Below are 15,797 nucleotides of genomic sequence, written 5' to 3' on the forward strand. Positions count from 1 at the left end.
TTAATATAAATATATCGAATTTATTATAGAATAAAGAGGTGCATATACTATGAGTAAAAACTTTGATGATTTATTATCTAAATTAAAAGCAGCAAAGAAGAAAAAGTTATCAGTTGCAGTAGCACAAGATGAGCCAGTATTAGAAGCAGTAATGGAGGCTAAAGCAAAAGGTATAGCTGATGCAATTTTAGTTGGTGATCAAGAAAAAATAAGAGCAATAGCAGAAAAAATAAAAATGGATTTAACACAATTTGAAATAATTCATGAACCAGATACTAAAAAAGCGGCTTTATTTGCAGTCCAATTAGTATCAAGTGGAAGAGCTGACATGGTTATGAAAGGTTTAGTAGATACTGCTACTTTTTTAAGAAGTGTTCTTAATAAAGAAGTAGGTCTTAGAACTGGAAAAGTAATGTCTCATGTAGCAGTATTTGAAGTTGAAGGAATTGATAGATTAATATTTTTAACAGATGCAGCATTTAATACTTATCCGGATTTAAAAGCTAAAATCCAAATATTAAATAACTCTGTAACAGTGGCTCATGCATGTGGAATAGAAATCCCAAAAGTTGCACCAGTCTGTGCGGTTGAAGTTGTTAATCCAGATATGCCAGCAACAATAGATGCTTCATTACTTACAACAATGAACAATAGAGGACAAATAAAAGGATGTATTGTTGATGGACCTTTAGCATTAGATAATGCATTATCATTAGAAGCAGCACATCATAAAGGAATAACAGGACCAGTAGCAGGATTAGCTGATATTATATTATTACCTAATATTGAAACTGGTAATGTAATGTATAAATGTTTAACTTATACATCTAAGAGTAAAAATGGTGGTTTACTAGTTGGAACATCAGCACCAGTTATATTAACATCAAGAGCTGATAGTTTTGAAACAAAAGTACACTCTATAGCATTAGCAGCTTTAGTTGCTGAAAATGCTCAATAGAAATAAATACCGTTTGGGGGAAAGTATAATGTCATATAAATTATTAATTATTAATCCAGGTTCAACATCAACAAAGATTGGTGTTTATGAGGATGAAAAAGAATTATTTGAAGAAACATTAAGACATACAAATGAAGAAATAAAAAGATATGATACAATATATGGTCAATTTGAATTCAGAAAAGAAGTAATATTAAAAGTGCTTAATGAAAAGAACTTTGATATAAAAACTTTAAGTGCGGTTGTTGGTAGAGGTGGAATGCTTAAACCAGTAGAAGGCGGAACTTATTCTGTTAATGATGCTATGGTAGAAGATTTAAAAGTTGGAGTTCAAGGACCACATGCTTCAAATCTTGGTGGAATAATATCTAAATCAATAGCAGACGAATTAAATATACCATCATTTATAGTAGATCCAGTTGTTACTGATGAATTAGATGATGTAGCTAGATTATCAGGAGTTCCTGAACTTCCAAAGAAGAGTAAATTCCATGCATTAAATCAAAAAGCAGTTGCTAAGAGATATGGAAAAGAGACTGGAAAAGGATATGAAAACTTAAATCTTGTAGTTGTTCACATGGGTGGAGGAGTTTCAGTTGGAGCCCACAAACATGGAAAAGTTGTAGATGTTAACAATGCATTAGATGGAGATGGTCCATTTTCACCAGAAAGAGCAGGAACAGTTCCAGTAGGTGATTTAATTAAAATGTGCTTCAGCGGAAAATACAATGAATCAGAAGTATATACTAAAGTAGTTGGAAAAGGTGGATTTGTTGGATATTTAAACACTAATGATGTTAAAGGTGTTATAGATAAAATGGAAGCTGGAGATAAAGAATGTGAAAAGATTTATAAAGCATTTGTTTATCAAATAACAAAATGTATTGGAGAAATGTCAGCTGCGTTAAATGGTAAAGTAGATCAAATTATACTTACTGGCGGAATTGCATATTCACCAACATTAGTTCCAGATTTAAAATCAAATGTTGAATGGATAGCACCTGTTACTGTTTATCCAGGAGAAGATGAGTTATTAGCATTAGCACAAGGGGCTATAAGAGTCTTAAGTGGAGAAGAAAAAGCTAAAGAATATTAGAAAAGATAGTTAAGGATGTCTCATTTAGTGATTCAATAGAATCATTTTGAGACATCTTTTTTTATGTCTAGAAAAGTATAGAATTCTTGAAACTTTAAAGGGTGATAAAATCTACGATAAATGAGATATTTTAAATGGACAATGGACGATTGACACTTTAGGATGAAATAACTGTATTATTTCTAAAATACATTTTTTATAATAATGTTGGATTTTATTCATTATATGTATAATTTTTACAATAAAAGATAAGAGTTATAATACAAATAATTTCATATATATCTTTCGAATTAAATTAGTATAGTTATAATTTTTTATCTGATTTTTATAGAAAATTATAACTATACTTAACATTATTTAGTTAGAAGCATATATAAGTTTTCTATATAAGTTTATCTACATATGGGTGAGTGATTTCATTTATAAATTCTTAAGATTTATATTAATGAACAAGCTTTATTAAAATTTATATATTTTAATTATTAATAGGGTTAGTTAAAATATAAGGAACATGATAATATATTTTAAAATATGTATATTTTAAAGAAATACAGTTCTAAATTAAGAATTTAGGCATTTTAATTAAAAAATAATACAAAGTAGTTTAACTTATAAAAATATTTTGAAGATGTAAGGAGTATGAGTATGAGAAGTTCATTAAATTTTACTAATAAATTAAGTATGCTATCTGAGATGGAAAATGACTCGAAGTTTCAAATACTAGAATATAGTTCTTTAAATGGAGCAACAGATGTTGAAACCGCATTTGGATTAAATATAATAAATAAAAGTGGTATAAAATTAAAACAAATAAGAATAATACTTGAAAATAGTGAGGTTAAATTAGAACCTGGAGCTTTAAGTTATATGAAAGGAGATATAGATATAAAAAGCAAAATTGGAGGGGTCATAGGATTAGGTAAAAAAATACTTACCAGTAAATTAACAGGAGAAACTACATTTAAGAGTACTTATACAGGTACAGGAGAGATATTTTTAGAACCATCATTTGGACATTTTGCATTAATTGAATTAGAAGATGATGAGATAATAGTAGATAATGGATTATTTTGTGCTTGTGAAGAGGGTGTAGAGGTAGGGATAGAAAGTCAGAGAAATATATCATCAGCCTTATTAGGAAATGAGGGACTATATCAAACAAAGATATATGGTAGTGGAATTGTAGCATTAGAGATACCAGTTCCAGAAAATGAAATATTTAAATGTATATTAATTGATGATACCTTAAAAGTAGATGGGAATTTTGCAATTTTAAGAACAGGAAATATTGATTTCTCTGTAGAAAAGTCATCAAAATCTATTACAGGGTCTATAACAAGTGGAGAAGGTTTGGTTAATGTTTATAGAGGAACAGGAGAAGTTTGGTTAATACCAACTAAAAGTATATATGATGATATAAGAAATAAGGGGTTTGATTCAATGACTAAACCAAGTAGAGAAATGAATACAGAAGTGTAGTACTTTTTTATGTTAAAGTTGTAAAGAGTAATAGGTAAAGTTATAATATAAAAGATAATAATTAATTATGAGGTGAAAATATGAGTTCTGTTGATTCGAAAATTAAAAGTGAAGAAATAGATTTATTTTTTAAAGGGATTTTACAACTTGAGAATATAGAAGAATGCTATAAATTTTTTGAAGATGTAGCAACAATAAATGAAATTAAAGCATTAGCACAAAGACTTCATGTTGCAATGCTTCTTAAAAATAAAAAAACATATACAGATATCTCAGAAAAAACAGGGGCAAGTACAGCAACTATAAGTAGAGTCAATAGATGTTTGAACTATGGAAGTGATGGGTATAAATTGATATTAGAAAAAATAAAAGAATGAGAAGATCAGTGTAAATAGTGTACTTTTAAGTTTTATTATATGAGAATTTTTATATACTTAATCTTTCTTAAATATATATGTAGAAATAATTATAAAAGTATTAAAACGTTGTAAATATGAATAAAAAATAATATACTATTATAAGAAATAAAATAAAAAAATATCATTATAACTAAATATTTAGCAAATTTACTATTATTTCATAATAATATAGTAATTAAATTTATATGAAATAATAAAAAAAGTGAGGTAAAAATATGGATAGAATGTTTGGAACTGATGGGGTTAGAGGAATTGCAAATACGGAATTGACAGCCCAAATAGCTTATAACCTTGGAAGAGCAGGAGCATATGTATTAACAGAAGGTGCACATAAACCTAAAATATTAGTAGCTAAAGATACAAGAATATCAGGAGATATGCTAGAATCAGCTTTAGTAGCTGGAATATTATCAGTTGGAGCAGAAGCTGTAATATTAGGTGTAGTTCCAACACCAGCAGTTGCGTATTTAACAAGAAAATACGGTGCAGATGCAGGCGTAATGATATCAGCTTCTCATAATCCAGTAGAATATAACGGAATTAAATTTTTTAATGATAAAGGATATAAACTTTCAGATGAATTAGAAGATGAAATTCAAAGGGTAATTGAAAGTGATTTTGAAGGAGTACCAAGTCCAACAGGAGTAAACTTAGGTAAAGAAACAGTAGAAATAGCAGCGTTAGAAGACTATACAGAGTTTACTAAAAATACTATTCCTTATAATTTAAAAGGATTAAAAATAGCATTAGATTGTGCTAATGGAGCGTCTTATAAATCAGCAGTGAAGGCATTTAGAGATTTAGGTGCAGATGTTTTTGTAATTAATGATAATCCAGATGGCACTAACATAAATCAAAACTGTGGTTCTACACATCCTGAAGAACTTATGGAATATGTAGTTAAAAAAGGATGTGATTTAGGATTTGCTTTTGATGGAGATGCAGATAGATGTTTAGCAGTAGATGAACAAGGTAGACTGATAAATGGTGATTTCATTTTAATGTTATGTGCAAATTACCTAAAGGAAATGGGAAAATTAAAAGATGATACTTTGGTTGTAACAGTAATGAGTAATTTAGGATTAGATATAGCTTGTAAAAATCAAGGAATAAATCTTGAAAAAACTAAAGTTGGAGACAGATATGTTCTAGAAGAAATGGTTAAAGATAATTATGTTCTAGGTGGAGAACAATCTGGTCACGTTATATTTTTAGAATATAATACAACAGGTGATGGATTAGTTACAGCACTTCAAATAGCTTCAATAGTTAAGAAAAAGGGACAAAAATTATCAGAATTATGTTCTGTAATGAAAGAATTACCACAAGTTTTAGTAAATGCAACAGTACCAAATGATAAGAAAAACATATATTTAGAAGATGAAGAAATAATAAAAGCTATTGATGATATAGAAGATAAATTAGATGGTGTAGGTAGAGTTTTAATAAGACCATCAGGAACTGAACCTTTAGTAAGAGTTATGCTAGAAGGTGAAGATCAAGCAGAAATAGATGAAATGGCTCACAGCTTAGCTAATTTAATTTTATCTAAAATATAAATAGAGTTTAACTTTTAGCTATAGATTATAAAATTATTTGATTTTATAATCTATAGCTTTCTTTTTATAACTTTATAGTATTATAAAATTTATCTATAAGCTTATATTAAAAAGATAAGTATGTTAAAGACATGTGGTTTTAACAGATTTTGAGATGATATATGTTAGCGAACATTAAGTATATATAATAATCATAAAATATATTATTTAATATTATGTTAAAAAAAGACTTGATTAATAATTATCGTGATAATATAATAATGATAAAACTTTAAAATTAATAATAAAAATGAGTTTATTTTAATAAAATATCAAAATAAAACTTAAATACATTAAATAATATATAATAATTGTAAAAATATCCTTTAATTGTTGACTTTGGAATGTTATGAGAGTAAACTTTAGAAAAGCAAAAGTTAATATGTTCTTGATTAATAAATGCTAAGATGGAGAAATTTATTTGGCAATAAAGTTTTTAGAGAGTCGATGTTTGGTGTAAATCGATACTTTAGCTTTATAATGATCACTCCTGAGCAGAATCATAGAAAGATAACAAATAGTTATTGAGTAAGTGATATTCCGGTGTGCATCCGTTATATGCAAGGGTTTGTTAGAACCTAGTGATATTTAATAGGCAGAAATTTACCCCACTTCTTATGATGTATATCATTAAGAGTGGTTTTTTTTAACAAATTTTAAGGGGGATGCTTAAATGGGGAAATATGTATTATCCGTTTTGGTTAAAAATTCATCAGGGGTATTGAGTAGGGTTTGTGGTTTATTTTCAAGAAGGGGTTATAATATCGATAGTTTAACAGTTGGTAGAACTGAAGATCCTTCTATATCAAGGATGACAATTACACTTAAAGGTGATGATGATGTTTTAGAACAAGTAAAAAAACAGTTAAATAAGTTAGAAGATGTTATAAGAGTTATAAATCTTATACCTGATAATTCTGTTTACAGAGAACTAGTACTTATTAAAGTGAAAGCTAATGATGAAAAAAGAGCTGCAATAAATGAAACAGCTAAGATTTTTAGGTGTAAAATAATAGATTTATCAACAGATACATTAACTATTGAATTAACTGGTGATGAAAGTAAGGTATCAGCACTAATAAAACTTATGGAAGAGTATGGTATTGAAGAGATAGTAAGAACTGGGGTTACAGCACTTCAAAGAGGGGACTCAACAATAAGAAATTCACTAGAAGATTTTGATTAACTTAAAAAGATAGCAAAAATATATTTATAAGGGGGCTGATTAAATAATGGGGATGACAATGACACAAAAAATATTAGCAGTACATGCAGGGATTGAGAATGTAAAAGCTGGACAACTAATTGAGGCAAACCTTGATTTGGTATTAGGAAATGATATAACTACTCCAGTAGCTTTGAATGAATTTGAAAAATTTGGAGTAAATAAAGTATTCAGTAAAAGTAAAATAGCAATAGTTCCAGATCATTTTACACCTAATAAGGATATAAAGACTGCAGAACAAGTTAAGTATATTAGAGAATTTTCTAAAGAGATGGAAATAGAAAATTATTTTGAAGTTGGAGAAATGGGAATAGAACATTGTTTAATACCAGAAAAAGGATTGGCAGTTGCAGGTGATGTTATTATTGGAGCAGATTCTCATACATGCACATATGGAGCATTAGGAGCATTTTCTACTGGTATTGGTTCAACTGATATGGCAGCAGGGATGGCAACAGGAAAAGCATGGTTTAAAGTTCCATCAGCATTAAAATTTATTCTTAAGAATAAGCCAGCTAAGTGGGTAAGTGGTAAAGATATCATCTTACATATAATAGGTATGATTGGTGTAGATGGTGCTTTATATAAATCTATGGAGTTTGTAGGTGATGGTTTAAAGTATCTTACTATGGATGATAGATTTACTATAGCAAATATGGCTATTGAAGCTGGAGGGAAAAATGGGATTTTTCCAGTAGATGAGAAAACTATTGAATATCTAAAAGAGCATACTACTAGGAAGTGGAAGAGTTATGAAGCAGATGAAGATGCTGAATATGATGGGGTATTTGAAATTGACTTAAGTAAGTTAAGACCAACAATTTCATTTCCACATTCACCAGACAATACAAAAGAAATAGATAATATTGGTGATGTATATATTGATCAAGTTGTAATTGGTTCTTGCACAAATGGTAGGATATCAGATTTAAGGATTGCTAGGGATATATTAAAAGGGAAAAAGGTTAGAAAAGGAATTAGGTGCATAGTAATTCCAGGAACTCAAAAAATATATTTACAAGCATTAGAAGAGGGGATAATTAAAGATTTAGTTGAAGCAGGAGCGGTTTTTTCAACTCCAACTTGTGGGCCATGCCTAGGGGGACATATGGGGATATTAGCAAAAGGGGAAAAGGCAGTATCAACAACTAATAGAAACTTTGTAGGTAGAATGGGACATGTTAAATCGGAAGTATATCTTGCAAGTCCAGCAGTTGCAGCAGCATCTGCATTAACAGGAAAGATAACTGATCCAGAACTAGTTTAGGGGGATTTAAAAATGAGCATAAAAGGAAGAGTATTTAAGTTTGGAGATAATATAGATACTGATGTAATAATACCAGCAAGATATTTAAATACATCGGATCATAAAGAGCTTGCAGCACATTGTATGGAAGATATAGATAAGGGTTTTATAAATAAGGTAAATGAGGGAGATATAATAGTTGCTAATAAAAATTTTGGATGTGGTTCATCTAGAGAGCATGCACCAATTGCTATTAAAGCAGCAGGTGTAAGTTGTGTTATAGCATCAACATTTGCAAGGATATTTTATAGAAATGCAATTAATATAGGTCTGCCAATATTAGAATGTGATGAAGCTGTAAAAAATATAGAAGAGGGAAATGTACTTGAAGTTGATTTTTCAACAGGAGTTATTAAAAACTTAACTAAAAATAAAGAATATTATGCTGAACCATTTCCTGAATTTATGCAAAATATTATAAATAACAATGGTTTAATAGGTTATATTAGCAATAAAAATAAAACAATAAGCAATAAGAAATAAATAATTTGATATGGATATTATTTAAATACGATAAAGTTGATAAATAATTAGGGGGAATACTATGAAATATAATATAGCTGTAATACGAGGAGATGGTATTGGACCAGAAGTAATTGCAGAAACGATAAAAGTACTAAACGTGATAGCTGAGAGATTTGGCCACACATTTAATTATGAATATTTATTAGCTGGGGGATGTGCAATTGATGAAGAAGGTACGCCTCTGCCTAATAAGACATTAGAAGTATGTAAGAAAAGTGATGCTGTATTGTTAGGTGCAGTTGGAGGACCTAAATGGGATAATACTAATGCTAAAATAAGACCAGAACAAGCATTGTTAGGGTTAAGAGGAGCCTTAAATTTATATTGTAATTTAAGACCGGCAGTATTATATAAACCATTAAAAAATGAATCTCCACTTAAAGATGAAATTGTTAAAGATGGAATAGATATTTGCATAGTTAGAGAATTAACAGGCGGAATCTATTTTGGAGATAGAGGAGTGGATATCATTGACGGAGTAAAGAGTGCGTATGATACAGAAAGATACAATGTAAATGAAATAACTAGGATTGTTAGAATTGCTTTTGAAACCTCAATGAAAAGAAATAAAAAACTTACAAGTGTTGATAAAGCTAATATATTAGAAAGCTCAAGACTTTGGAGAAGTATTGTTAATGAGATGGCTAATGAATATAAAGAAGTAGAAGTTAATCATCTTTATATAGATAATGCTGCAATGCAAATAGTAAAAGATCCAAATCAATTTGATGTAATTGTTACTTCTAATATATTTGGAGATATTTTATCTGATGAAGCTAGTATGGTTACAGGATCTATTGGAATGTTACCTTCAGCATCTTTAGGAGAAGGTACATTAGGAATGTATGAACCCATACATGGAAGTGCACCTGATATAGCAGGAAAAAGAATAGCAAATCCTTTAGCAACGATTCTTTCATCAGCAATGATGCTTAGATATAGTTTTTCTTTAGAAAAAGAAGCTAAAGCTATTGAAAATGCTGTCTTTTCAATACTAGAAGAAGGATATAGAACTGGAGATATAATGACAGATGGTAAAGAATTAATAGGAACAGTTGAAGCAGGGAATTTGATTTGTGAAAAACTAAAAAAGGGGGAGTAACTTTAGATGAAAAGTGATGTTATAAAAAAAGGGGCAAATAGAGCACCACAAAGATCATTATTAAAGGCAACTGGTTTAACAGATGAAGAAATAGAAAGACCTTTAATAGGCATAGTTACTTCTCAAAATGATATTATTCCTGGTCATATAAATTTAGATAAAATTGTTGAAGGTGTTAAAAGGGGCATTTTAATGTCGGGAGGAACTCCTTTAGTGTTTCCATCAATAGGGGTTTGTGATGGTATAGCAATGGGACATGAAGGAATGAAATATTCTTTAGTTACAAGAGAACTGATAGCAGATTCAACAGAATGTATGGTAAAGGCTCATGCTTTTGACGCCTTAGTATTTATACCTAATTGCGATAAGATTGTACCTGGTATGGTGATGGCGGCACTTAGATTAAATATCCCGTCTATAGTTATAAGTGGAGGTCCAATGCTTGCAGGTAAATTTAATGATAAACAAATTTCACTTTCAACTATGTTTGAAGCTGTAGGGTCTTATGAGAATAGATCAATTAGTGAGAAAAATCTAAAGAAATTAGAAGAAAAAGCATGCCCAACATGCGGATCATGTTCAGGAATGTTTACTGCAAATTCTATGAATTGTTTATGTGAAGTATTAGGAATAGCTTTACCTGGAAATGGAACAATACCTGCTGTATTTTCTGAAAGGGTTAGACTAGCTAAAAAGGCGGGAATGCAAGTTATGGAATTATTGAAGAATGATATTAAACCGAGAGATATAGTTAATGAAAATAGTATTAAAAATGCATTAACTGTTGATATGGCATTAGGTTGTTCTACAAATAGTGTACTTCATTTAACGGCAATATCTAATGAAGCTAAGGTTGAAATGAACTTAGATATTATAAACGAGATATCATCAAAAACACCTAATTTGTGTAAGTTATCACCTGCTTCAGATACTGCTATTGAAGAATTATATGCAGCAGGTGGAGTTGCAGCTGTAATGTCTGAACTTTCAAAGAAGAATCTTTTAAATTTAGACTGTATAACAGTGACCGGAAAAACACAGAAAGTTAATATATCAGAAATACATGCTAAAAATAATGACGTTATTAAATCTATAGAATCTCCATATAGTCATACTGGTGGAATTGCAATTCTTAGGGGCAATCTAGCAAAAGATGGTGCTGTAGTGAAAAGATCAGCTGTAGTTCCTGAAATGTTAAAACATCAAGGTCCAGCAAGAGTGTTTAACTGTGAAGAAGATGCAATAGAATCAATTTTTAATAACAAAATAAATCCAGGAGATGTAATTGTAATAAGATATGAGGGTCCTAAAGGGGGACCAGGGATGAGAGAAATGCTTTCTTCAACAGCAGCAGTAGCTGGAATGGGGTTAGATAAATCAGTTGCATTAATTACTGATGGAAGGTTTAGTGGTGCAACAAGAGGGGCTGCAATAGGACATGTATCTCCAGAAGCTGCAAATGGTGGTGTTATTGCACTAGTTGAAGATGGAGATATTATATCGATAGATATAAACAATGCAAAACTTGAATTAAATGTTAGTGAAGAGATTCTGAAAGAAAGACAAAGCAATTTAAAACTTTTAGAACCAAAAGTTAAGGAAGGGTATTTAGCAAGGTATGCTAAGTTAGTAACTTCAGCAAGTGAAGGAGCTATATTAAAATAAAAAATTAATGTAATAAGCAATTTTAATATTTATAAGTAAAGGGGTGAAATAAATGTTATTAACAGGGGCTGAAATATTAATTAAGTCTTTAATTGATGAGGGAGTAGAGACTATCTTTGGGTATCCTGGAGGTGCTGTTTTAAATATATATGATGAATTATATAAATATAAGGATAAGATTAATCATATTTTAACTTGCCATGAACAAGCAGCAGCTCATGCAGCAGATGGTTACTCAAGAGCAACGGGGAAAGTTGGGGTTTGTATAGCGACTTCAGGTCCTGGGGCAACAAATCTTGTAACTGGTATTGCAACAGCATATATGGATTCAATTCCTATCGTTGCAATAACAGGAAATGTACCTAAGTCACTTCTTGGAAAAGATAGTTTTCAAGAAGTAGATATTTCAGGTATTACAATGCCTATTACTAAACACAATTATATTGTAAAAAATGTAGAAGACTTGCAAAGGATAATTAAAGATGCTTTTTATATAGCACAGGAAGGAAGACCAGGACCAGTTCTGATTGATATTCCTAAAGATATAACTGCAAATAAAGGAGTCTACAAGAGTTTAATTACGAGAGAAAGATGTAAAGATAAGAATATATTAAATGAAGAAGCTATAGCTGAAGTAATACAATATATAAATGATAGCAAGAGGCCGTTTATATATGCAGGTGGTGGAATTGTTTCTTCAGAAGCAACTGATGAACTTATAACTTTTGCAGAGAAAATAAATGCTCCTGTATCAACTTCATTAATGTGTACATCAGCTTTTCCCTTTGATCATTCACTATATACAGGCATGATAGGTATGCATGGAACAAAAGCATCAAATGTAGCAGCAACAAAATGTGATTTATTGATAACATTAGGCGCTAGATTTAGCGATAGGGTTATTAGTAATCAAAATCATATTAAGAATGCTAAGATAATTCATATAGATATAGATCCAGCAGAAATAAATAAAAATGTGAAAGTTGATTCTTATATAGTTGGAGATTTAAAAGATGTATTAAATAGATTAATACCAGTTATAGATGAAAAGAAAAATAAAGAATGGCTTGATTTTATTGACTCTATTAAGGAAAAAAAGACATTTAAAGAAGATGATTGTAATGAATTAACACCTGAACTTTTATTTAATAAATTAAATAATTTGAATGATGGAAACTTTATAATAACTACTGAAGTTGGACAACATCAAATGTGGGCAGCTCAATATTTTAATTGTAGAAATAGAAGAAGTTTTTTAAGTTCAGGTGGACTTGGAACAATGGGATATGGTCTTGGGGCTGCTATTGGGGCACAAATTGGTAGTCCAAATAAACGAGTATTTAATATTGCTGGGGACGGAAGTTTTGGGATGAATTGCAATGAACTAGCTACAGTTGTTAAAAATAAGTTACCAATAGTAACAATAATACTTAATAATAATTCTTTAGGAATGGTTAGACAATGGCAAATGTTATTTTATGATGGAAGGTACTCAGAGACAACACTTAATAGAGAAACAGATTATGTAAAGCTGGCTGAGGCGTTTGGAGCTAGAGGATTTAGAGTAATAGAGAAAAGTGAACTTGATTATGTTTTAAATCAAGCTATATCATCTAAAGAACCTGTTTTAATAGACTATGTGATAAATTGTGATAAAAAAGTTTTTCCTATGGTTGCACCTGGTGCACCAATTAATCAAATAATAAGCGAAGAAGATATAAACAATAATTAGGGGGTTATTCAAATGGCAAAAATGTATTATGAAAAAGACACAGATTTAAATTTATTAAAAGGAAAGAAGGTTGCTGTAGTAGGATATGGTAGTCAAGGACATGCTCATGCATTAAATCTTCATGAAAGTGGTATTGATATTGTTGTTGGTTTATATGAAGGTAGTAAATCATGGCAAAAAGCAGAAGCGGTAGGTCTAAAGGTTGCAACTGTTGAAAATGCATCAAAAGATGCAGATATAATAATGATATTATTACCAGATGAAAAACAAGCAAAGATATATAATGAGCAAATTGCTCCAAATTTAGAAAAAGGAAATGCACTAGTCTTTGCTCATGGATTTAATATTCATTATGGACAAATAGTTCCACCATCATTTATTGATGTATTCATGGTTGCACCTAAAGGTCCTGGACATTTGGTAAGAAGAACATATACAGAAGGTGCGGGGGTACCTTGCTTAGTAGCAGTATATCAGGATGCATCTGGAAAAGCACATGATTATGCATTAGCATATGCTAATGGAATTGGAGGAGCTAGAGCAGGAATTTTAGATACTACATTTAAAGATGAAACAGAGACAGATCTTTTTGGAGAACAAGCAGTTCTTTGTGGAGGAGTTTCAGAGCTTATAAAAGTAGGGTTTGAAACATTAGTAGAAGCAGGATATGCTCCGGAAAATGCTTATTTTGAGTGTATGCATGAAATGAAATTAATAGTTGATTTATTATATCAAGGTGGATTAAGCATGATGAGATATTCAATTTCAGATACTGCTGAATATGGAGATTATCAAGTAGGTAGGAGAATAATTACAGATGACACTAAAAAAGAGATGAAAAAAGTTCTTACTGAAATTCAAGATGGTACATTTGCGAAGAATTGGCTATTAGAAAATCAAACTAATAGACCCTACTTTAATGCTAGAAGAAGAGCAGAAGCAGAGCATCCAATAGAAAAAGTAGGTAAAGAATTAAGAGAAATGATGAGTTGGATAGATACAGCAAAAGTAGATTAATTTTTTAGTTAGACTATGTTTTAAGTAAATGTTGATACTATAATATCAATACTACTTTAGAACATAGTCCTATTTTTATGCTCAATTTTGTACACAGTTTTTGTGAATTGTTATTAGAAAATTAATAAAGTTGTGGATAAAATGTTATAAATATAGGACAGAATTTTTAAACTTATATAAAATAATTATTAGATTGATTATTTCAAAGCGAAAATATAAATCTAATATTGGAGTTTATGGTATAATAATTTTTAAGATTAGTATATTAAAAAATTTTATATAGTTTTATTATATTATTTAAAGTATAGTATTTATAAATGTATATAAGATTTATATTAGTTATAAAAAATTGCTGGGAATTATATATTTTAAGGAAATATCTATGAATTATGTTTATATTGTAGAATGCTCTGATGGAACATTTTATACTGGATGGACAGTAGATTTGGAAAAGAGGATTAAAACTCATTCATCAGGTAAAGGAGCTAAATATACAAGGGGAAGAGGTCCAGTTAAACTTTTATATTATGAAAAATTTAATAATAAAAGTGATGCTATGAAAAGGGAATGTGAAATAAAAAAATTAAATAGGAAGCAAAAAGAAATTTTAATAAAAAAATATAGAGAATAAATTTATTATGGGAGAGGAAATATGAAGGTTACAATAAAAGAAGTTGCTAAGGAGGCAAATGTTTCGCCATCAACTGTATCTAGAGTACTATCTGATAGCAAACAAATTAGTCAAGAAACTAAAGAAAAAGTTAGAGAAGCTATAAAAAAATTAAAGTATAAACCGAATGCAATAGCTAGAAGTTTAGCAAATAATAAAACAAGAATATTAGGAATAATACTTCCAAATGAAGCACAAGATTTATTAAAAAATCCATTCTTTATGCAAGCAATGAGGGGAATGAGTCTATATGCTCAAAGTAAGAATTATTATATATCATATGCATTTAGTAAAGATGATAGTACAGATATAGAGCATGTAAAGGATTTTATAAATAGTAATTTGGTGGATGGAATTTGTTTATTAAGATCTAAAATTAATGATATTAATGTAAAATATTTAAAAGAAGTAGGATTTCCATTTGTTATAATTGGAAGACCAGAAGAGTCTGAGGGTGTATTATGGGTAGATAATGACAATTTTAAAGCTACTTATGATTTGGTAAATGATTTAATTAAAAAAGGCCATAAGGATATAGCTTTTATAGGAGCAAAAGAAGAATGGAATGTAACTAAAGATAGAGTAAATGGATTTAAAGTAGCATGTGAAATTAATGGTGTTAAAATTAATAAAAAGCATTTAATTATAGGTAAAGAATTTACCGAACAAGAAGGTGCTAATTTGACATATATGTTATTAAAAAGCAAAGCCCCGACAGCTATAATAGCAGAAGATGATATTTTAGCTTTTGGAGTATTAAAAATTCTTAAAGAAAATAATATTAATAACATATCAGTAATAGGATTTAATAATACCCATTTAGCAGAATTTCAAGATCCTCCTTTAGCATCAGTAGATATAAATGCTTCTGAATTGGGGTTTTATGCCAGTAAGTTATTGATAGATTCATTAGAAACTAAAGAACCAGGGTTAAATCATTATATTGTTAACACTAAATTAATAAAAAGGGACTCATTAAAATAATTTTAATAGTAAAATTTTAAT

At 29.5% G+C, this 15,797-nt stretch carries 14 protein-coding genes; all 14 read left to right on the forward strand.

Features of this window, described 5'->3' with window-relative positions; translation table 11 throughout:
* Window positions 1-49 precede the first annotated feature (49 nt).
* Complete coding sequence (gene ptb, locus KYD98_RS10050) at window positions 50-958, forward strand: phosphate butyryltransferase (RefSeq protein WP_219779750.1); 909 nt, start codon at window positions 50-52, stop codon at window positions 956-958.
* Window positions 959-986: 28 nt separating this feature from the next.
* Window positions 987-2,054 carry a butyrate kinase gene (buk, locus tag KYD98_RS10055; RefSeq protein WP_219779752.1) on the forward strand — a complete coding sequence of 356 codons (1,068 nt, stop codon included), beginning with the start codon at window positions 987-989 and terminating at the stop codon, window positions 2,052-2,054.
* Between the two features lie 645 nt (window positions 2,055-2,699).
* The gene (locus KYD98_RS10060; protein ID WP_219779754.1) at window positions 2,700-3,533 is read left to right on the forward strand and encodes an AIM24 family protein; all 834 of its coding nucleotides are present in this window, start codon (window positions 2,700-2,702) and stop codon (window positions 3,531-3,533) included.
* Window positions 3,534-3,613: 80 nt separating this feature from the next.
* On the forward strand, window positions 3,614-3,910 hold the full coding sequence (locus KYD98_RS10065) for a YerC/YecD family TrpR-related protein (protein WP_219779756.1): 297 nt from the start codon (window positions 3,614-3,616) through the stop codon (window positions 3,908-3,910).
* Between the two features lie 257 nt (window positions 3,911-4,167).
* Complete coding sequence (glmM, locus tag KYD98_RS10070; RefSeq protein WP_219779758.1) at window positions 4,168-5,511, forward strand: phosphoglucosamine mutase; 1,344 nt, start codon at window positions 4,168-4,170, stop codon at window positions 5,509-5,511.
* Between the two features lie 712 nt (window positions 5,512-6,223).
* On the forward strand, window positions 6,224-6,736 hold the full coding sequence (ilvN, locus tag KYD98_RS10075) for an acetolactate synthase small subunit (protein ID WP_219779760.1): 513 nt from the start codon (window positions 6,224-6,226) through the stop codon (window positions 6,734-6,736).
* A 46-nt stretch (window positions 6,737-6,782) separates the two neighbouring features.
* On the forward strand, window positions 6,783-8,042 hold the full coding sequence (gene leuC / locus KYD98_RS10080) for a 3-isopropylmalate dehydratase large subunit (protein ID WP_219779762.1): 1,260 nt from the start codon (window positions 6,783-6,785) through the stop codon (window positions 8,040-8,042).
* A gap of 12 nt (window positions 8,043-8,054) precedes the next feature.
* Window positions 8,055-8,564: a 3-isopropylmalate dehydratase small subunit gene (leuD, locus tag KYD98_RS10085; RefSeq protein WP_219779764.1), complete on the forward strand. Its 510-nt coding sequence runs from the start codon at window positions 8,055-8,057 to the stop codon at window positions 8,562-8,564.
* Between the two features lie 61 nt (window positions 8,565-8,625).
* Window positions 8,626-9,708 carry a 3-isopropylmalate dehydrogenase gene (gene leuB, locus KYD98_RS10090; protein WP_219779766.1) on the forward strand — a complete coding sequence of 361 codons (1,083 nt, stop codon included), beginning with the start codon at window positions 8,626-8,628 and terminating at the stop codon, window positions 9,706-9,708.
* Window positions 9,709-9,714: 6 nt separating this feature from the next.
* The gene (ilvD, locus tag KYD98_RS10095; protein ID WP_219779768.1) at window positions 9,715-11,373 is read left to right on the forward strand and encodes a dihydroxy-acid dehydratase; all 1,659 of its coding nucleotides are present in this window, start codon (window positions 9,715-9,717) and stop codon (window positions 11,371-11,373) included.
* 52 nt (window positions 11,374-11,425) lie between these two features.
* A complete protein-coding gene (gene ilvB, locus KYD98_RS10100; RefSeq protein ID WP_219779770.1) occupies window positions 11,426-13,105 on the forward strand; it encodes a biosynthetic-type acetolactate synthase large subunit in 1,680 nt (559 codons plus the stop codon).
* A gap of 12 nt (window positions 13,106-13,117) precedes the next feature.
* Window positions 13,118-14,122, forward strand: a complete 1,005-nt coding sequence (gene ilvC / locus KYD98_RS10105) for a ketol-acid reductoisomerase (protein WP_219779772.1) — start codon at window positions 13,118-13,120, stop codon at window positions 14,120-14,122.
* Window positions 14,123-14,504: 382 nt separating this feature from the next.
* Window positions 14,505-14,753 (forward strand): GIY-YIG nuclease family protein, encoded by a 249-nt coding sequence (locus tag KYD98_RS10110; protein ID WP_219779774.1) that lies wholly within the window; start codon window positions 14,505-14,507, stop codon window positions 14,751-14,753.
* Between the two features lie 21 nt (window positions 14,754-14,774).
* The gene (locus KYD98_RS10115) at window positions 14,775-15,776 is read left to right on the forward strand and encodes a LacI family DNA-binding transcriptional regulator (protein ID WP_219779777.1); all 1,002 of its coding nucleotides are present in this window, start codon (window positions 14,775-14,777) and stop codon (window positions 15,774-15,776) included.
* Window positions 15,777-15,797: the final 21 nt, after the last annotated feature.

Origin of the sequence: Clostridium weizhouense (genome assembly GCF_019431045.1) — a bacterium.
GTDB classification, from domain to species: domain Bacteria; phylum Bacillota; class Clostridia; order Clostridiales; family Clostridiaceae; genus Clostridium; species Clostridium weizhouense.